The sequence below is a fragment of the Streptomyces sp. NPDC048297 genome, assembly GCF_043201585.1.
Lineage (GTDB): Bacteria > Actinomycetota > Actinomycetes > Streptomycetales > Streptomycetaceae > Streptomyces.
Genome location: NZ_JBICZA010000025.1, coordinates 35,272 through 52,485 on the forward strand (window position 1 = coordinate 35,272; position 17,214 = coordinate 52,485).

The following is a 17,214-nucleotide window of genomic DNA, read 5'->3' on the forward strand; positions in this document are numbered from 1 at the left end:
CTCAGCTCCCCGCGCCCGCGACGGGGACGTCGTCCCCGGCGGCCGTGTCCGAACCGGCGTGCGATGCAGTCGCGTTGGTGTCCATCCCCGCCAACTTACCGCTGTCCGCGAGGAGTTCACGGAACGCCCCGCCGACGACCTCCGGGTACTCCATCATCGCCACGTGCCCGGCCTCGGGCAGGGACAGCAGACGGGAGTCGCGGAAGGAACGGGCCGCTTTCCGGGCCATGCGGTAGCCGACGAGCTGGTCCCGGCCGCCGTAGACGAGCAGGGTCGGCGCGAGCACCCGCTCGGCCTGGCGCCACAGCCCGTGCTGGCCGCCGAGGGTGTAGGCGTTGACGATCCCGCGCGCGGAGCGTGCCATCGCGTCCCAGAAGTACGGCAGCTGCAGCCGCCGCTCCAGCTCCTCCACGGCGTACCCGAACGCCTCGGGCGTGACCTGCCCGGGGTCGCCGTAGCAGAGCCCCAGGACGCCGCGCACCCGCTGCTCGGCCGTCCACTCCCGGGTGAGCCGGCCGAACAGGGTGGCCACGCCGGGCAGGCCCAGCAGGGCCGTGGGCGCCGCGGTCCGCTGGATCCGCAGCTCCGGAAGCGCGGGCGAGATCAGCGTGAGGGTGCGGACGAGATCGGGGCGTACGGCGGCCACGCGCGTGACGACGGCGCCGCCGAGGGAGTTGCCGAAGAGGTGGACCGGGCCGCGGCCGGCGGCGTCGAGATGGCGGATGACCGCGCGCGCGTGCCCGGTGACGGAGTAGTCACCGTCGTCCGGGGGCGGGGAGTCGCCGAAGCCCGGCAGATCGACCGCCTCGCCGTCGACGACCTCCTCCAGCTGGGCCATCAGCGCGGACCAGTTCTGTGAGGAACCGCCCAGCCCGTGGACGTACAGCGCGGCGGGAAGTCCCTCGCGCGCGGACGGCCGGGAACGGATCGACAGCGTGACCCCCGGCAACCGCACCGACCTCAGCCGCTCACCCTCGCCGACCCTGACGGGCGCCACCCGCCGGAGCACACTGGAGGCCGGCACGGACGGCGACTCGGTCGAAGACATGCGGCAATGTTACGAGACGATCACACACCGTCTCATGTGTTCGCTGTCACAGAATGTCCGCCGCGCTCGCCGTCACAGAATGTCCGCCGCGACTGCGATCCTCGATCCTCCCCCGACGAACCTCGATGCTCCCGACGAACGGATGCGCCGATGCCATGGCGTCCGGATCGGCTGTCTCCTAGGCTCGTAGGCAGGGCGCCCGCGTGTGTGGCTCCTTGCCGCATCCAGGGACGTTCGTGGGATTCGTGGGAAGGGAGCCCACCATGGCCTATGACCCCATCGAGCCCGATGCGATCGAGGACCTCGCGGCCGACATCCCGGTGATCGACGTAGAGGCCCCGGAGGGCGACTCGGTCGAGCAGCGAGCAGCCGTCACACCCGAGCGCGACGACCCCATGACGGGCCTGGATCCGGCCCGCGGGAACGTCGCCGATCTGGTCGAGCAGGCGCGCGTCGTCACGCTCGACGAGGAGGACTACCGCTGACCTCGCAGACCTCCGCGCCCCCTCGCGCACGGCGTCGGGCCGGGTGCACGGCTTTCGCCGCCGTCCGGTACGTGAAATTCTGCGCTCGCACCGCGCACACCACGGTTACCGAAAAGTACGATGGCCGCGCGGCCTACACCCGCATGTGGACGACTTTGGGAGGCGGCGTGACAGCCATCGAGCAAACTGAGGCAGCACGCCCGCGTGGCACGCGCCTGCCGCGCCGAGCCCGACGGAACCAGTTGCTGGGCGCTGCCCAGGAGGTCTTCGTCGCACAGGGCTATCACGCGGCCGCGATGGACGACATCGCCGAACGGGCCGGCGTCAGCAAGCCGGTGCTCTACCAGCACTTTCCGGGCAAGCTCGATCTCTACCTGGCCCTGCTGGACCAGCACTGCGAGGCGCTGATCCAGGCCGTGCGCGGCGCACTGGCGTCGACGACGGACAACAAGCAGCGCGTGCGGGCGACCATGGACGCCTATTTCGCGTACGTCGAGGACGACGGCGGCGCCTTCCGCCTGGTCTTCGAGTCGGACCTGACGAACGAGCCCGCGGTGCGCGAGCGCGTCGACAAGGTGACGAACGAATGCGCCGAGGCGATCTGCGAGGTCATCTCGGAGGACACCGGCCTGCCGCGCGCGGAGTCGATGCTGCTCGCCTCCGGCCTCGGCGGCCTCGCCCAGGTGGTGGCCCGTTCCTGGCTGCACAGCGACCGCGCCGTGTCGCGCGATCAGGCGGTGCAGCTGCTGACCTCACTGGCCTGGCGGGGCATCGCCGGCTTCCCGTTGCACGGCATCGACAACCACTGACAGCCGTTCGTTCCGGGAGGCTGTTCGTTTGTTCCCGGAGCCTGTTCGCTGTTGGCGTTCCGGCCCACAGCGTGTACGTCCCCTCACCGGGCTAATGTGTGCTGCGTACGGCGCGGAAGATCGCGCACATCACTGACCGTCGGAGGGACATAGCCGTGGAGGTCAAGATCGGCGTGCAGCACGCGCCCCGCGAGATCGTTCTGGAGAGCGGTCAGAGCGTCGAGGAGGTCGAGCGCCTGGTGGCCGAGGCGCTGGCCGGAAAGTCGCGGCTGCTGAGCCTCGAGGACGAGAAGGGCCGCAAGGTGCTGATCCCGGCGGACCGTCTGGCGTACGTGGAGATCGGCGAGCCGACCGTCCGCAAGGTGGGCTTCGGCACGCTGTAGGACCGCGGCAGGCAGCGCGGAAGGGCCCGGCGGCACAGTCCCGCCGGGCCCTTCCGTGTGCACAGATTGTCCACACCTCATCCACAGCGGAGGATTGCAATCCGCAGGTCACGGGTATGACGGCCTACGACCGTGATGCACAGGCCGCCGTGGGAGGGAACCCCGACATGATGCTGGAGACGCTCGGATCCGCTGTGCTCGGTCTGGTCCTCGCCTGGGCGGCGACCCGCCGGCTCTCGCACCGGCTGCCCGCCCGTCCCCTGGTCCTCTCGACGGGCATCGCCGGCGCCCTCTTCGGTGACTTCGTCACCCACACCGCGCTGGGCTCCGCCAGCATCCTGCTGACCCTGCTGGGCGCCGCGATCGTCTCCGCGGCCTCCCTTTCCCTCCTCCTGCGCCCGACCACCCCCCTACGCCGCCGATCAGCGACGGCGTAGCCCCCTACGCTTCCGGCAAGGCTCAGGGAAACTCCCCAGGGGCGCGGGGAACTGCGCGACCAACCACCCCACACCAGCAGCCGCGCAACCGCCGAACCCACCCCCACAGAGCGCCACGCCTCAAAAACCCAAGCCCTCCGACCAAGCCAAGGCGGAACGCCCCGAAAGGGGCGCGGGGAACTGCGCGACCAACCACCCCACACCAGCAGCCGCGCAACCGACCGAAACCCACCCCCACAGAGCGCTACGCCGCCAAGCCCAGCGCCGCCATCCGCTTCGTGTGCGCCTCCGTGATCCGCGAGAACATCCTGCCGACCTCGGCGAGGTCGAACCCGTCGGCGACCCCTCCCACCAGCATCGTCGACAGCGCGTCCCGGTCGGCGACGACCCGCTGCGACTGCGAGAGCGCCTCGCCCATCAGCCGTCGCGCCCACAGCGCCAGCCGACCGCCCACGCGCGGGTCGGCGTCGATGGCCGCGCGCACCTTCTCCACCGCGAACTCCGCGTGCCCGGTGTCGTCCAGCACGGCGAGGACGAGTTCACGTGTGTCGGCGTCGAGGCGGGCCGCGACCTCCCGGTAGAAGTCGCTCGCGATCGAGTCTCCGACGTACGCCTTGACCAGGCCCTCCAGCCAGTCCGAGGGCGCCGTCTGCCGGTGGAAGCCGTCCAGCGCGGCGACGAACGGCTCCATCGCGGCGGTCGGCTCCTGACCGATCTCGGTGAGCCGGTCCCGCAGCCGCTCGAAGTGGTGGAACTCGGCCGAGGCCATCTTCGCCAGCTCCGCCTTGTCCGCGAGGGTCGGCGCCAGCTTGGCGTCCTCCGCGAGCCGCTCGAACGCGGCCAGTTCGCCGTACGCGAGCGCGCCGAGCAGGTCCACGACCGCGGCACGGTAGTGCGGGTCCGCGGCGGCCTGCGCCCAGTTCTGGGCGGCGACACCGGTGGGTCCGGCGGGGGTGGCGGACCCGTTCTCAGCCTTGTCAGAGCTAGTCATGAGGCGCACAATAGCCCGCTCCGCACCCCTCGGACGGTCACCTCCGGGCACCTCCGGGCACTGTGACGACGACTACGTGACCAAATCGGCCATCGCATGTGCGCGAATCCGGGGTATGGTGGTAATGCGCCTGCCAGAGTGCGTCGACGGTGTTCGACGTCCCGCGACAGGGCGCACGCATGAGGATGCCCGGTCGGTGGCCCGATCGGCTCCGACCCGACAGCCCTCCGTGGCCGTACTGCACTGTAGTAACTGCACTGTACGTACGACGACCGGAGGGACCCCTCAGCGGTTCGAGCGCTAGAGCGTCGGCAGAGGTTCCCGTGTCATACGGCTTGCCCCTGTGGTTCGCCCGTACGGCAGCCGACGTCCCTGGCACGGTCAGACATGACTCCCCGCGCTCGCCTCGCACCGCGCACACAGAAGAGGCATGACCCTGACTACGACGTTTCGTGAACTCGGAATCCTTCCCGAGACCGCCGAGGCCCTGGAAGCCGTCGGCATCATCAACCCCTTCCCCATCCAGGAGATGACGCTCCCCGTGGCCCTCTCGGGCACGGACGTCATCGGCCAGGCCAAGACCGGCACCGGCAAGACGCTGGGCTTCGGTCTCCCGCTCCTGGAGCGCGTCACCGTCCCCGCCGACGTCGAGGCCGGACGCGCCACCCCCGACGACCTCACCGACGCGCCGCAGGCGCTCGTCGTCGTCCCCACGCGCGAGCTGTGCACGCAGGTCACCAACGACCTGCTGACGGCCGGCAAGGTCCGTAACGTGCGCGTGCTGGCGATCTACGGCGGCCGGGCCTACGAGCCCCAGGTCGAGGCCCTGAAGAAGGGCGTCGACGTCGTCGTCGGCACCCCGGGCCGGCTGCTCGACCTCGCGGGCCAGAAGAAGCTGAACCTCAAGCACATCAAGTCGCTCGTCCTCGACGAGGCCGACGAGATGCTCGACCTGGGCTTCCTGCCCGACGTCGAGAAGATCATCGACATGCTGCCGGCCAAGCGCCAGACCATGCTGTTCTCGGCCACCATGCCGGGCGCGGTCATCGGCCTCGCGCGCCGCTACATGTCCCGGCCCACGCACATCCGCGCCACCGCGCCGGACGACGAGGGCGCGACGGTCGCGAACATCAAGCAGTTCGTCTACCGCGCGCACAACATGGACAAGCCGGAGATGGTCGCCCGCATCCTGCAGGCCAATGGCCGCGGACTGGCGATGATCTTCTGCCGCACCAAGCGCACCGCCGCCGACATCGCCGAGCAGCTCCAGCGCCGCGGGTTCGCCTCCGGCGCGGTCCACGGCGACCTCGGCCAGGGCGCCCGTGAGCAGGCGCTGCGCGCCTTCCGCAACGGCAAGGTCGACGTCCTGGTCTGCACCGACGTCGCCGCGCGCGGCATCGACGTCGAGGGCGTCACGCACGTCATCAACTACCAGTCCCCCGAGGACGAGAAGACGTACCTGCACCGCGTCGGCCGCACCGGTCGCGCGGGCGCCAAGGGTACGGCGATCACGTTCGTCGACTGGGACGACATCCCGCGCTGGCAGCTGATCAACAAGGCGCTGGAGCTGGACTTCAACGACCCGGTGGAGACGTACTCCTCGTCCCCGCACCTGTTCTCCGACCTCGGTATCCCCGCGGGCACCAAGGGCACCCTGCCGCGCTCGGAGCGCACCCGTGCGGGTCTGGACGCCGAGGAGCTGGAGGACCTGGGCGAGACCGGCGGGCGCGGTGCGCGTGGTCGGGGCGGCCGTGGCGACCGCAACGACCGGGACCGTGGTGGCCGAGGTGGCCGTGACGGTCGTGATGGCCGCGCCGAGTCCGAGACGACCGAGCGTGCGCCCCGTACGCCGCGCCGCCGTCGCCGCACCCGCGGCGGTACTCCGCTGGCCGACTCCCCGGCCGCGAACACCCCGGTAGCGACCACCCCGGCACCGGCCGCCACCGAGCCGGTCGCCGCGGAGGAGCCCCAGTCGGCCCGCACCCCGCGCCGCCGTCGCCGTACGCGCGCCGGAGTGTCGGGAGAGGCGGCCGTGGTCGTCACGGCCACCGCGACGACCACGGCCCCTGAGGCCGCCGTCGACACCGCGGAGGGTCCGGCAGTCCTGGACGACGCCGCGGAGAAGCCGCGCCGTCGCCGCACCCGCAAGACGGCCGAGGCGGCCGAGGCTCCCGTGGCCGAGGCACCGGCGACCGAGGTGACCGAGGCCGCGCCTGCGCCGGCCGTCACGTCCGAGGCCGAGGCGACCGTCGAGACGGCGGCGCCCAGGCGCCGGACGCGCAAGACCGCCGCCGCTGCCGCCGAGACCGCCGTCGACACCGCCGAGGCAACCGAGGCCAAGCCCCGCCGCCGCACCCGCAAGACGGCCGAGTCCGCCGAGCCGGCCGCCGAGACGGTCGTCGCGGCGCCCGAGGCCACGGAGGAAGCCGCCCCGGCGACCAAGCCGCGCCGCACGCGGAAGACCGCCGCCGCTGCCGCCGAGGCCGCCGTCGACACGGCCGAAGCCACGGAAGCCAAGCCCCGCCGCACCCGCAAGAAGGCCGCCGCCGCACCGGAGACGGTCGAAGCGGAGGCCACGGAGGCCGTGGAGACCGCGGAGGCCAAGCCCCGCCGCACGCGGAAGACCGCCGCCGCGCCGGAGACGGTCGAAGCGGAGGCCACGGAGGCCACGGAGACCGCGGAGGCCAAGCCGCGCCGCACGCGGAAGACCGCCGCCGCTGCCGCCGAAGCCGCCGTCGACACCGCCGAAGCCACAGAAGCCAAGCCCCGCCGCACCCGCAAGAAGACCGCCGCCGCACCGGAGACGGTCGAGGCCCCCGTGGCCGAGGCCAAGCCGCGCCGGACCCGGAAGACCGCTGCCGCCACGGTGGACGCGGTCGACGGAGCCGAGGTGGCCGAGGTGGCCGCACCCAAGGCGCGGCGGACCCGCAAGGCCGTCGCCGAGGCTGCCGCTCCGGAGATTCCGGCGCAGGCCACCGACGAGCCGGAGACCAAGCCGCGCCGCCGTACCCGCAAGGCCACGGCGTCCGTCGCCGAGGCGGCCGGTGAGACCGCCGAGACGGCGCCCAAGCCGCGCCGGACGCGGAAGGCGGCGGCAGCCGCGGAGCCTTCCGAGGCCTGATCCGCGCATCGCCCGAACGACGGTTCGGCCCCGCACAGGGGCCGGGCCGTCGTCGTTTTCGCACACGAGCGGGCCACCGCCCCTGGCCGGGCCCGCGAACCGGGCCCGCGCCCCCAAGCCCCCGCACCCGCACCCGCGACGCCTCGATGACCGACCGATAACCTCTCCCCATGAGCAGGCCTGTCACCTTCGTCCCGCCCCCCGGTGCCCGTGCGTACTCTCTGCGGACCGCGCGCGGGGAGTTCGCCGTGGTCGACGCGCCGGCGGCCGGCGGGGTCGAGCCCCGGGGTGTCGTGTTGCTGGTGCCGGGTTTCACGGGCAGCAAGGAGGACTTCAACCCGCTGCATGTGCCCCTGGCCGAGCGCGGGTACCGGACCGTGGCCGTGGACGGGCGGGGCCAGCACGAGTCGGACGGGCCGGAACGGGACGAATCCGCTTACGCGCAGGCGGAGTTGGCGCGGGATCTGCTGGCCCAGGCGGAGGCGCTCGGGGAGCCGGTGCATCTGCTGGGGCACTCGCTCGGCGGACAGATCTCCCGCGCGGCCACGCTCGTCGACCACACCCCGTTCCGCTCGCTCACCCTCATGGCCTCCGGGCCGGCGCAGATCTCGGAGTCCCAGCAGCAGCGCGTGAAACTGCTGCGGGACGCGCTCGCCGTGATGACGATGGCGCAGGTGTGGGAGTCGATCCAGGCGATGGAGCCGCCCGAGGAGACGGCCACCGCCGAGCTGGACGGCGGCCTGGACAACCGGGAGGATCTGCGGCGCCGCTGGCTGTCCACCAAGCCGGCCCAACTCATCGCCACGGGACGCCAGTTGTGCGCAGAGCCGGACCGGGTCGGCGAACTGGCCGCCGTACCGCTGCGATTCCACGTCATGTCGGGCGTGCTGGACGACACCTGGCCGCTGGTGCTCCTGGACGAGATGGCCGTACGGCTGAAGGCCCGCCGGACGGTCGTCGAGGGTGCCGGGCACTCCCCCAACACCGACCGCCCCACCGCGACGGCCCGCGCACTCGCCGACTTCTGGGACGCCGAGGCAATCAGGACCTGACCGGCCACAGCGCCAGTCACGACCGCTCACCCGTCACCGGCTCGATACGGCCCAGTACGGCTCAGCACAGCCCAGTACGGACCAGTGCGGCTCAGTACAGCGTCTGCAAGTGCCCCCAGAAGCCGTCCCGCAGGGCGCGGCGCAGGTCGGCCTGGCCGCGCAGGGAGTACTGGAGGAGGCCCTCGGCCTCGACCAGGAGGTCCTGGTCGACGGAGCCGGGCAGGTAGGGGTGGCCGGGGAGCAGCTCGATCAGGGCCTCGCGGCCCCGGGCGGCCATCCACTTCGCCGCGATCTGGGCGCCCACGAAGCGGACGTCCTCGCGGCTGGGCCGGCTCCCGGCGCCGGTCTCGTACGCGGCGGCCGTGCGCCGGGAGACGTACGGCTTGATGAACTCGAGGTCGAAGGTGCGCTGGCTGTCGACCTCCCAGAGCAGCGGCTCGGCCTGGTTGCGCGCCTCGGGTGCCTCGATGCCCCACAGGTGGACGCGGGCGCCGTAGCCCTGGGCCGCCTCCACCGCCGACACCAGGTCCTCGTCGCCGCCGAGCAGGGCCGCGTCGCTGATGGCGCGGTGGCGGGCCAGGGACTCCAGGTCGGTGCGGATGAGGGAGTCGACGCCCTTCTGCTGGTTGTTGGCGTTGAGGTTGCCGAGGCGGACCTTGACGTCGGGAAGCTCGGCGATGGACTGCTGCTCGGCGGTGTGGATGCGGCGGCGGGCGCCGTCGTACCAGTAGACGCGCAGCAGCCGGCTGTCGGCGAAGATCGAGCGGGCCTTGTCGATGAGCGCGTCGATCAGGCCTTCGGCGTCGAGATCGAAGGCGCGGCGGTCCTCCGTCCCGGCGACCAGCCGGCCCGCGGCCGCGTACAGGTAGCCCGCGTCGACGAAGATCGCGTGGGTGGAGGGCGTCTTCGCCACTTCGGCGAGCATGCGCTGGAGCAGCTCGTTCGTGTGGTCGATGCGGCCGCCCAGGGCCGCCAGGTCGTCGTTCATCGTCTCCATTGTCCCGGCGGTCACGCTGCGAACACAACCGGTCCCGGCGAGTCTCACGAGTGATCCGTACCGGTCGGTAATTAGACGTGCGAAAAATTTATTTAGCGTAGGGAATGTTTGTAACGTGAAGCGCGTTGACTAGGTCAGACACCGACTGAACCACGTCACACCAGTAGTTCTCCTCAGGAGGATGACCAGACGAAGGGAGAAGCCATGCGCTTCGAGATCATGCGACTCGACGAGGTCGACGGCACCACCGTGGACAGCACCGTCGTGGACGCCGCCTCCGTCAACCGGATCGTGCAGCAGGCCGCCGCCATCGGGCAGCGCCTCTGGATCCGCCCGGCCGAGACCACGGCTTCGTAAGAGCCGCGGAGTACCGCAGAAGCTTCAGAGCCCCCGTACGGCACCGATGCCGTACGGGGGCTCTGCGTTGTACGACGACCTCCTCGGGCCGAGCGTCCGGCGGCCTCAGGCGCCCTTGATCACCTGGGTCACGCCGTTGATGATCTGCTGCACGGCGATCGCGGAGAGCATCATGCCCGCGAGCCGCGTCACGAGGACCACGCCGCCGTCCTTGATGAGCCGGATGATCAGCAGCGAGTACCGCATCACCAGCCACAGCACGACATGGATCGCGAGGATCGCGGACCACACCGATATCTGCACGGCGACGCCGTCGGCCTTCTGCACGGCCAGGATCACGGACACGATCGCGCCGGGGCCCGCCAGCAGCGGCATGCCCAGCGGTACGAGGGCGACGTTCACGTCCTTGGTCTGCTTCGGCTCGTCGGTCTTGCCGGTGAGCAGGTCGAGGGCGATCAGCAGAAGCAGCAGACCACCCGCGATCATCAGCGCGGGGACGGAGACGTGCAGGTAGTCGAGGATCTGGTGGCCCAGGACACCGAAGACGGCGATGACTCCGCCGGCGACGCAGACGGCCTGGAAGGCCATCCGCTTCTGCACCTTGACCGGTCGTCCGGCGGTCAGGGCGAGGAAGATCGGGGTGATCCCCGGGGGATCCATGATGACGAAAAGGGTCAGGAAGAGGGAGCCGAAGACGGCGAAGTCGAACATGGTGATGGCGAACCTTGCGGAGCGGAGCGCAGCCGCGGGCGTGCGTTCCACAGCGCGGAACGCACGGGCACGGCGGACTGCGCCGGGTGACGGGGAAGAGTGAGGGGGGAGACGGGTCGGGCCGGTGACGGGGGAAGGTCAGACCCCGCCGGCACCCGGGACCGGGAACGCGCCGGTCGCCCGTCGGATGATCTCCCCGTACACCTCGGGGTCCGTCGTGTACTCGCCGAGCGCCACGCTCTTGCGGCTGCCGTGGTAGTCCGAGGACCCGGTGACCAGCAGGCCCAGCTCCTTCGCGAGGCCGCGCAGGCGCTCCCGGGAGTCGGTGTCGTGGTCCATGTGGTCGACCTCGATGCCGTCCAGACCGGCCGCGGCCATCTCGGCGATCGCGGACTCCGGGACCGTACGACCGCGCTTGGCGGCGGCCGGGTGCGCGAAGACGGTCACACCGCCCGCGCTCTTGACCAGCCGAATCGCCTCGAAGGGGTCGCTCTCGTGCTTCTCCACGTAGGCCCGGCCGCCGTCGGCCAGCCACTCCTCCGTGAAGGCGTCGCTCACCGTGGGCACCACGCCCAGCTCGACGAGCGCGGAAGCGACGTGCGGCCGCCCGACGGAGCCGCCGGCGGCGATCCGCTCGACCTGCTCCCAGGTGACCGGCACGCCGAGCGCGTTCAGCTTGGCGACCATGCCCTGGGCCCGCGGCACCCGGTCGTCGCGCACCAGCTCACGTTCGGCGAGCAGCGCGGGCTCCTCGGGGTCGAAGAGGTAGGCCAGCATGTGCATGGAGACGCCGTCGATGCGGCACGACAGCTCGGCACCGGTGACCAGCGTGAGCCCCTCGGGCAGCGCGGCGGTCGCCTCGGCGTACCCGCGCGTGGTGTCGTGATCGGTCAGGGCGACGACGTCCAGGCCGGCCGCGGCGGCATCGCGCACCAGCTCGGCCGGGGTGTCCGTACCGTCGGAGGCCGTGGAGTGGCAGTGCAGATCGATGCGCACGGTTGCTCCAGGCGGGACGGACGGAGGGGGACACCCAAGAATAGCCGTATTTTCAAGCCCCCTGTCACACCCGCAACCACCGAGCGCCCCCTACAGGCACTCCCTACAAGCACCCCCTGAGGAGACAAGCGCCCCAAGGGGCGCGAGGAACTGCGCGACCAGCCACCCCACACCCGCAGCCGCCACCCGGCAGAAGCCCCCACCCCACCGGGCGCCACGCCCCGACCCCCACGCGGGCGCTACGGCTTGAGCAGGCGCGGCGACAGCGCCCCGCACGGCACCAGATCCAGTTCGGCCCCGGCGTCCCGCAGATCCGTCAGGACCAGTTCGTCGTACATGAGCAGCCCGGACTGCTCGGGCCACATCACGGCCCACAGCCACATGCCCAGTGCCTCACCGGCGAACACGGCACGGTCGTCCGGGGCCCCGGAGACGTGCCAGAGCGGGGTGGGACGACCGGCGGCCAGGACCTTCGCCTGGGGCGGCTTCTCCACGTTCAGATAGGGCCCGGGGTCCGGGCCGTCGAGTCCCGCGTACCGCGCGCCGAGTCCGACGCCCAGTTCCTCGGCGACGAGGATCAGCTCACCGGGGCCGCCGAGCGGTCCGGGACCCGAGCAGGCCACGGCCGTCGCGCGTCCGCCACTGCGCTCGTCGCCCGCGTAGCCCACACCGGTGAACAGCCATCCGACCGGCAGCGGCCACGGCATCCACAGCGGAACCTGCGTGCGCTGCACCACGACGGTCAGGGCCTCGACGCTGGGCGGGATCACGGGCTGCAGCGGATACACCGTCCCGTGGACATCGCACTGCCACGAGTCGGCGAAGAGTCCGGGAGCCCTGACCCGGCCACCACACCTCGGGCAACTGGGTTCGCCCCTCATAGGGCTCCACGGTCCTACCCCTTCCCCGCCACGTCAAGGACGATCACCCGTCCGGGCTCCCCGGCGCGATCGCCCCCACCGGCCAAAATTAGATGTATGTTACATTATTTAGCCGATCTAACTTACTATGTGCTTACACCAACTATCTTTCGAGAGACGGGAGACGTACATGGACGCCTTCGACGCGGGAGCCGGCAGCCTCCTGCGACAGCCCAAGGCGGTCCGGGCCACGGCAGGCGCCTCCGTCGTGGCCTTCATGGGCATCGGCCTGGTCGACCCGATCCTGCCGTCCATCGCACAGGGCCTCGACGCCACGCCCGGCCAGGTGTCCCTGCTCTTCACCTCGTACTTCCTGATCACCGCGATCGCGATGCTGCTCACCGGCTTCGTCTCCAGCCGTATCGGCGGGCGCAAGACCCTGCTCGCCGGTCTCGCCTTCGTGATCGTCTTCGCGGGCCTCGCCGGGACGTCGGACACGGTCGGTCAGCTCGTCGGGTTCCGGGCCGGCTGGGGGCTCGGCAACGCCCTGTTCGTGTCCACCGCCCTCGCGGTCATCGCGGGCGCGGCGGCCGGCGGCAGCGCGGCGGCGATCCTGCTGTACGAGTCCGCGCTCGGCCTCGGCATGGCCTGCGGCCCGCTGCTCGGCGCGGTCCTCGGCAACATCAGCTGGCGCTGCCCGTTCTTCGGCACGGCCACGCTGATGGCGATCGGCTTCCTGTGCATCACGGCGTTCCTGAAGGAGCAGCCGAAGCCGGCCCGCAAGACCTCGGTCCTGGATCCGATCAAGGCGCTCGGGCACGGCGGCCTCGCCTCGGCGGCGGTCTCGGCGTTCTTCTACAACTACACGTTCTTCACCGTGCTGGCCTTCACGCCGTTCGTGCTGAACATGACCCCGTACCGCTCGGGCGCGGTGTTCTTCGCCTGGGGTGTGCTGCTCGCCGTCTTCTCGGTGATCGTGGCCCCGCGCATGCAGGAGCGGTTCGGCTCTCTGAAGGTGCTCGGCGGCTCCCTGGTCCTGCTCGCCGCGGACGTCCTCGTGCTCGGCTACGGCGACCACACCACGGCCGTCGTCTGCACGATCCTGTCCGGCGCGTTCATCGGCGTGAACAACACCGTCTACACCGAGCTGGCCCTCGGCGTGTCGGACGCTCCGCGTCCGGTGGCGAGCGCGGGCTACAACTTCGTGCGCTGGTTCGCGGCTGCGGCGGCGCCCTACTTCGCGCCCAAAATCGAGGAGTGGACCGACATCCACGTCCCGTTCGTGGTCGCCGCGGTCACGGCGGTGCTGGGCGCGGTGGTGGTCGTCGTACGGCGCGAGGCGCTCACGCTCCCCCACTCTCGGCTTCGCTCGAGCGGGGGGACCCCCATGGCCGGGGAACTGGAGACGGCGCACGCCACCGAGGACGGTGTCACGGTCTTCGCCAACTGAGACCGTGCCCACCGAGCCTTTGCACTCGCTGAGCCCGTGTCGACCGGGTCCGCGTCAACTGGCCGATTTCACCGTCGCGTTGGTGAGATCGGTCACGTGCGGGTCGCGTGCGGATTCAGTCGAGCGGGACGGACGTACGGGCGGGGTCCCTCAGGTCCGTCCCGTTCGTGAGCCAGCGCTCCTGGAGGGCCTGCGCGCCGTGCACCCGCTTCCAGGCGGCCTCGTTCGGGGTCATCGGCAGCAGCGGCAGGAACCGTACGGGGTCCATCGGGGCGTCGAGTTCGAGGTCCTCCACGAGCCCGCCAGGCTCGCCGACCAGGACCGAGGTGAAGGGGGCGCCCGGCCACAGCGGGCCGCCTACGTCCAGGGAGGCGCCGGGGACCACGACCACCCCCTCCACCTGCGGGGACGCGGCGAGCACGGCGAGCGCGCGGAGCGCCTTGTCGGTGTCGGCGAGGCCCGCGCGGACGGACAGGACGAGTTCGGCGCGGGGGCCCTTGACGGGGTCGGCGAGCATCGCGGTGGGGTCCGCCATGGGCTGCGCGGACATGCCGAGCGTGGCGTAGCGGACCACGCCCTCCTCGTGGAACCGGAGCACCTCGATGCGGTCCGTGCCGAGGAAGGTGACCGCGGCGCGCGCGTCCGGCTCGCCCAGCGCGGTACTCAACCGCGCCTCGACCAGAGGAAGAACATCAACCATGCGGTGAGCATAGAACTCGTCAGCGACAGGCAAAGCGGCACCTTGACACCATGGGCGACTGCTACGCTGAGCCGGTGGTTCGGGGCAGCACGCAGAAGCGTCGCTATCAAGTCCCGACGCCGATGAGACTCCCTTACGAGGGACCGGCCGGAGGAGGTGGGGCTGTCATGGATCGAAGTCGACCTGGTAGTACCACTCGCTCTTCCCGCCGCTGATGTAGTTCCTGGCCGGCTGCCGCCTTCACGTTCGCGTCATCGTTCGGAAGAGCACTTCGTTTCGCTTTGCCTGATCTGTGATCTGTCTGATCTGTCTGATCTCCGTCAGTTCTGTATCAGCGGCGAAGTCGCCACCGCGACGGTGCGGTGCTCCCCGCTTTGTGGACGTGCCAAACATCCGTGCACAGGACGTCCCCATTCCGGGCAGTTCCAACCGTCGCCGGCCCCGCGTCGCCGCCCGCCCGCGAAGGAGCCTGCCCATGTCGATGATCCGCGACCTGCGCGCCGTGGTCCGCCCGTCGGCCCGTCCGTCCCTGCGCAAGGAGACGAACGCGTCGTACGACACCACCCGCGACCCCGCGACGCCCTCGGCCGTCGTCGACTGCGCCGTCTACCGCCACGGCGCGCGCGTGGAGAGCGACGGGGCGCTGACGCCGCAGGAGGCGATGCGGCAGGTGCGCCGGGACGGCGGGTTCGTGTGGATCGGTCTGCACGAGCCGACCGAGGCGGAGTTCGCCGGTATCGCGAGCGAGTTCGGGCTGCACCCGCTGGCCGTCGAGGACGCGGTGCAGGCGCACCAGCGGCCGAAGCTGGAGCGGTACGACGACTCGCTGTTCACCGTGTTCAAGACGATCCACTACGTCGAGCACGACGAACTGACCGCCACCAGCGAGGTGGTGGAGGCCGGCGAGGTGATGTGCTTCACCGGCCGGGACTTCTTCATCACCGTGCGGCACGGCGGGCAGGGGTCGCTGCGGGCGCTGCGTCACCGGCTGCAGGACGACCCGGAGTTGCTCGCCAAGGGGCCCTCGGCGGTGCTGCACGCCATCGCCGACCATGTCGTGGACGGCTACCTCGCGGTCGCGGACGCGGTGCAGGACGACATCGACGAGGTGGAGACCGAGGTCTTCTCGCCGGGGCGCAGGGGCGGGGTGTCGCGTGGTGTGGACTCCGCCCGGATCTACCAGCTCAAGCGTGAGGTGCTGGAGTTCAAGCGGGCGGTGGCACCGCTGCTGCGGCCGATGGAGCTGCTGAGCGAGCGGCCGATGCGGCTGATCGACCCGGACATCCAGAAGTACTTCCGGGACGTCGCCGACCATGTGGCCCGGGTGCACGAGCAGGTGATGGGGTTCGACGAACTGCTGAACTCCATCCTCCAGGCCAACCTGGCGCAGGCGTCGGTCGCGCAGAACGAGGACATGCGCAAGATCACCGCGTGGGCGGCGATCATCGCCGTGCCGACGATGGTGTGCGGTGTGTACGGCATGAACTTCAAGCACATGCCCGAGCTGCACTGGCGGTACGGCTACCCGGTGATCATGGGGGTCACGTTCGCGCTGTGCCTCGGCATCCACCGCACGCTGAAGCGCAACGGCTGGCTGTGAGGGGTTGCCGGGCCGGTGCCGGGCTGGACAGATGGGTGGCTGGACAGATGGGTAGCCAGGTGGCTGGACGGCCGGGTAGCTGGATGGCTGGATAGGCTGGGCGTATGACAAGCGAGCTGCTCGACCAGGCCCTTCTCGACCTGGCTCTCATCGAGGAGGCCACGAAGAAGTCCGGCCTCGTCTGGGTGAGGGGTGCCGAGGCGCCTGCGGCGCGTGCGCTGTGGCATGTGTGGCATGTGTGGCACGAGGGCGCGGTGTGCCTGGTCGGCGACGGTCCAGATGAGCAGCCCCTGCCCGGCCTCACCGCGGGCGGCTTCGCCGAGGTGACCGTGCGCGGCAAGGACAAGGGTGGCCGCCTGGTCTCCTGGCAGGCCACCGTCTCCGAGCCGGCCCCGGGCTCCCCCGAGTGGGAAGCGGCGGTCGCCGAGCTGAAGGGCAAGCGGCTCAACGCCCCCGACAGCGAGGAGATGCCGGCGCGCTGGGCCCGCGAGTGCAGGGTGCTCCGCCTGGTGCCGACGGGGTCCGTGGCGCCGCTGCCCACCGGCAGCCTGGCGCAGCGCCCCGTCCCCACCCCCGCCACCACCCGCAAACCCGTCCCCGCGGCCCTGCCCCGCCTCCTGACCCGCCGCCGCAAGAAGAAGTAAGCGCGGTGCGGGGCTGCGCGGAGCCGGGACGGGGGCGGCTCGCCTCGCCATCGCCGGACACGTACGTCGTGGCTGAGCGCCGCTGCGGCCGAGATGAGCGATGCCCGCTGGAGCGCTGCGCGGGGCCGGGAACGGCTCGGCACCGCCGGAGACGTACGTCGTGGTTGAGCGCCGCTGCGGCGGACATGAGCGAGCGAGGTCGCGGCGAGCATGAGCGATGCTCGCTGGGGCGCTGCGCGGGGGCGGGAACGGCTCGGCACCGCCGGAGACGTACGTCGTGGCTGAGCGCCGCTGCGGCGGACATGAGCGAGCGAGGTCGCGGCGAGCATGAGCGATGCTCGCTGGGGCGCTGCGCGGGGGCGGGGACGGCTCGGCACCGCCGGAGACGTACGTCGTGGTTGAGCGCCGCTGCGGCGGACATGAGCGAGCGGGATCTCACGGCCGCGCGGGCCAGGACGCCGCGGTCCGGGACGCCCGGCAACAACACCTAGCGCCCTCACACCCACCTGGCTCAGACGCCCCACCCCCACGCCTACCCGGCCCCGACGCCCCGCCGCGACGGCGACCGGTCAC

Annotated in this window: 17 protein-coding genes; 10 read left to right on the plus strand and 7 right to left on the minus strand. The window is 71.3% G+C overall.

Annotated features, from left to right (window positions below):
• Position 1: 1 nt before the first annotated feature.
• Entirely contained in the window at positions 2 to 1,048 is a 1,047-nt protein-coding gene (locus ACGFYV_RS25290) for an alpha/beta fold hydrolase (protein WP_393880732.1), read from the minus strand.
• Positions 1,049 to 1,311: 263 nt separating this feature from the next.
• Between ACGFYV_RS25290 and ACGFYV_RS25295 the strand changes: the two genes are divergently transcribed.
• The 4 genes from ACGFYV_RS25295 (at position 1,312) to ACGFYV_RS25310 (ending at position 3,162) form a co-directional block, all read left to right on the plus strand.
• Entirely contained in the window at positions 1,312 to 1,533 is a 222-nt protein-coding gene (locus ACGFYV_RS25295; protein ID WP_393880733.1) for a hypothetical protein, read from the plus strand.
• A gap of 167 nt (positions 1,534 to 1,700) precedes the next feature.
• Complete coding sequence (locus ACGFYV_RS25300) at positions 1,701 to 2,342, plus strand: TetR/AcrR family transcriptional regulator (protein ID WP_393880734.1); 642 nt, start codon at positions 1,701 to 1,703, stop codon at positions 2,340 to 2,342.
• A 155-nt stretch (positions 2,343 to 2,497) separates the two neighbouring features.
• A complete protein-coding gene (locus ACGFYV_RS25305; RefSeq protein WP_393880735.1) occupies positions 2,498 to 2,725 on the plus strand; it encodes a DUF3107 domain-containing protein in 228 nt (75 codons plus the stop codon).
• A gap of 167 nt (positions 2,726 to 2,892) precedes the next feature.
• A complete protein-coding gene (locus ACGFYV_RS25310) occupies positions 2,893 to 3,162 on the plus strand; it encodes a hypothetical protein (protein WP_393880815.1) in 270 nt (89 codons plus the stop codon).
• 244 nt (positions 3,163 to 3,406) lie between these two features.
• Here ACGFYV_RS25310 and ACGFYV_RS25315 read toward each other — a convergent pair whose 3' ends face one another.
• Positions 3,407 to 4,153 carry a ferritin-like fold-containing protein gene (locus ACGFYV_RS25315; protein ID WP_393880736.1) on the minus strand — a complete coding sequence of 249 codons (747 nt, stop codon included), beginning with the start codon at positions 4,151 to 4,153 and terminating at the stop codon, positions 3,407 to 3,409.
• Between the two features lie 529 nt (positions 4,154 to 4,682).
• Between ACGFYV_RS25315 and ACGFYV_RS25320 the strand changes: the two genes are divergently transcribed.
• Together ACGFYV_RS25320 and ACGFYV_RS25325 are read left to right on the plus strand one after the other, a co-directional pair.
• The gene (locus ACGFYV_RS25320; RefSeq protein ID WP_393880816.1) at positions 4,683 to 7,274 is read left to right on the plus strand and encodes a DEAD/DEAH box helicase; all 2,592 of its coding nucleotides are present in this window, start codon (positions 4,683 to 4,685) and stop codon (positions 7,272 to 7,274) included.
• Between the two features lie 170 nt (positions 7,275 to 7,444).
• Positions 7,445 to 8,326 (plus strand): alpha/beta fold hydrolase, encoded by an 882-nt coding sequence (locus ACGFYV_RS25325; protein WP_393880737.1) that lies wholly within the window; start codon positions 7,445 to 7,447, stop codon positions 8,324 to 8,326.
• Positions 8,327 to 8,417: 91 nt separating this feature from the next.
• On the opposite strand, the gene ACGFYV_RS25330 is transcribed toward ACGFYV_RS25325, so the two are convergent.
• Complete coding sequence (locus ACGFYV_RS25330) at positions 8,418 to 9,323, minus strand: NYN domain-containing protein (RefSeq protein WP_393880817.1); 906 nt, start codon at positions 9,321 to 9,323, stop codon at positions 8,418 to 8,420.
• 204 nt (positions 9,324 to 9,527) lie between these two features.
• Here ACGFYV_RS25330 and ACGFYV_RS25335 point away from each other — a divergent pair, with 204 nt between their 5' ends.
• Entirely contained in the window at positions 9,528 to 9,680 is a 153-nt protein-coding gene (locus ACGFYV_RS25335; RefSeq protein ID WP_184968404.1) for a hypothetical protein, read from the plus strand.
• A gap of 105 nt (positions 9,681 to 9,785) precedes the next feature.
• On the opposite strand, the gene ACGFYV_RS25340 is transcribed toward ACGFYV_RS25335, so the two are convergent.
• The 3 genes from ACGFYV_RS25340 to ACGFYV_RS25350 form a co-directional block, all read right to left on the minus strand.
• Positions 9,786 to 10,391, minus strand: a complete 606-nt coding sequence (locus ACGFYV_RS25340; protein WP_393880738.1) for a MarC family protein — start codon at positions 10,389 to 10,391, stop codon at positions 9,786 to 9,788.
• Positions 10,392 to 10,529: 138 nt separating this feature from the next.
• A complete protein-coding gene (locus ACGFYV_RS25345) occupies positions 10,530 to 11,387 on the minus strand; it encodes a PHP domain-containing protein (RefSeq protein WP_393880739.1) in 858 nt (285 codons plus the stop codon).
• A 239-nt stretch (positions 11,388 to 11,626) separates the two neighbouring features.
• On the minus strand, positions 11,627 to 12,268 hold the full coding sequence (locus ACGFYV_RS25350; RefSeq protein ID WP_393880740.1) for a DUF6758 family protein: 642 nt from the start codon (positions 12,266 to 12,268) through the stop codon (positions 11,627 to 11,629).
• Between the two features lie 169 nt (positions 12,269 to 12,437).
• On the opposite strand from ACGFYV_RS25350, the gene ACGFYV_RS25355 reads away from it, so the two are divergent.
• The gene (locus tag ACGFYV_RS25355) at positions 12,438 to 13,697 is read left to right on the plus strand and encodes an MFS transporter (RefSeq protein WP_393880741.1); all 1,260 of its coding nucleotides are present in this window, start codon (positions 12,438 to 12,440) and stop codon (positions 13,695 to 13,697) included.
• Between the two features lie 115 nt (positions 13,698 to 13,812).
• On the opposite strand, the gene ACGFYV_RS25360 is transcribed toward ACGFYV_RS25355, so the two are convergent.
• A complete protein-coding gene (locus ACGFYV_RS25360; RefSeq protein ID WP_393880742.1) occupies positions 13,813 to 14,397 on the minus strand; it encodes a suppressor of fused domain protein in 585 nt (194 codons plus the stop codon).
• Positions 14,398 to 14,872: 475 nt separating this feature from the next.
• On the opposite strand from ACGFYV_RS25360, the gene ACGFYV_RS25365 reads away from it, so the two are divergent.
• Together ACGFYV_RS25365 and ACGFYV_RS25370 are read left to right on the plus strand one after the other, a co-directional pair.
• Complete coding sequence (locus tag ACGFYV_RS25365) at positions 14,873 to 15,997, plus strand: magnesium and cobalt transport protein CorA (RefSeq protein WP_393880743.1); 1,125 nt, start codon at positions 14,873 to 14,875, stop codon at positions 15,995 to 15,997.
• Positions 15,998 to 16,101: 104 nt separating this feature from the next.
• On the plus strand, positions 16,102 to 16,641 hold the full coding sequence (locus ACGFYV_RS25370) for a hypothetical protein (protein ID WP_393880744.1): 540 nt from the start codon (positions 16,102 to 16,104) through the stop codon (positions 16,639 to 16,641).
• Positions 16,642 to 17,214: the final 573 nt, after the last annotated feature.

What these genes read in the sequence shown, in the direction of transcription:
- ACGFYV_RS25290 (WP_393880732.1), bottom strand. Translation starts at nt 1,048, where the DNA reads ATGTCTTCGACCGAGTCGCCGTCCGTGCCGGCCTCCAGTGTGCTCCGG.
- ACGFYV_RS25295 (WP_393880733.1), top strand. Translation starts at nt 1,312, where the DNA reads ATGGCCTATGACCCCATCGAGCCCGATGCGATCGAGGACCTCGCGGCC.
- ACGFYV_RS25310 (WP_393880815.1), top strand. Translation starts at nt 2,893, where the DNA reads ATGATGCTGGAGACGCTCGGATCCGCTGTGCTCGGTCTGGTCCTCGCC.
- ACGFYV_RS25315 (WP_393880736.1), bottom strand. Translation starts at nt 4,153, where the DNA reads ATGACTAGCTCTGACAAGGCTGAGAACGGGTCCGCCACCCCCGCCGGA.
- ACGFYV_RS25320 (WP_393880816.1), top strand. Translation starts at nt 4,683, where the DNA reads ATGACGCTCCCCGTGGCCCTCTCGGGCACGGACGTCATCGGCCAGGCC.
- ACGFYV_RS25325 (WP_393880737.1), top strand. Translation starts at nt 7,445, where the DNA reads ATGAGCAGGCCTGTCACCTTCGTCCCGCCCCCCGGTGCCCGTGCGTAC.
- ACGFYV_RS25330 (WP_393880817.1), bottom strand. Translation starts at nt 9,323, where the DNA reads ATGGAGACGATGAACGACGACCTGGCGGCCCTGGGCGGCCGCATCGAC.
- ACGFYV_RS25335 (WP_184968404.1), top strand. Translation starts at nt 9,528, where the DNA reads ATGCGCTTCGAGATCATGCGACTCGACGAGGTCGACGGCACCACCGTG.
- ACGFYV_RS25340 (WP_393880738.1), bottom strand. Translation starts at nt 10,391, where the DNA reads ATGTTCGACTTCGCCGTCTTCGGCTCCCTCTTCCTGACCCTTTTCGTC.
- ACGFYV_RS25350 (WP_393880740.1), bottom strand. Translation starts at nt 12,268, where the DNA reads ATGAGGGGCGAACCCAGTTGCCCGAGGTGTGGTGGCCGGGTCAGGGCT.
- ACGFYV_RS25355 (WP_393880741.1), top strand. Translation starts at nt 12,438, where the DNA reads ATGGACGCCTTCGACGCGGGAGCCGGCAGCCTCCTGCGACAGCCCAAG.
- ACGFYV_RS25360 (WP_393880742.1), bottom strand. Translation starts at nt 14,397, where the DNA reads ATGGTTGATGTTCTTCCTCTGGTCGAGGCGCGGTTGAGTACCGCGCTG.
- ACGFYV_RS25365 (WP_393880743.1), top strand. Translation starts at nt 14,873, where the DNA reads ATGTCGATGATCCGCGACCTGCGCGCCGTGGTCCGCCCGTCGGCCCGT.
- ACGFYV_RS25370 (WP_393880744.1), top strand. Translation starts at nt 16,102, where the DNA reads ATGACAAGCGAGCTGCTCGACCAGGCCCTTCTCGACCTGGCTCTCATC.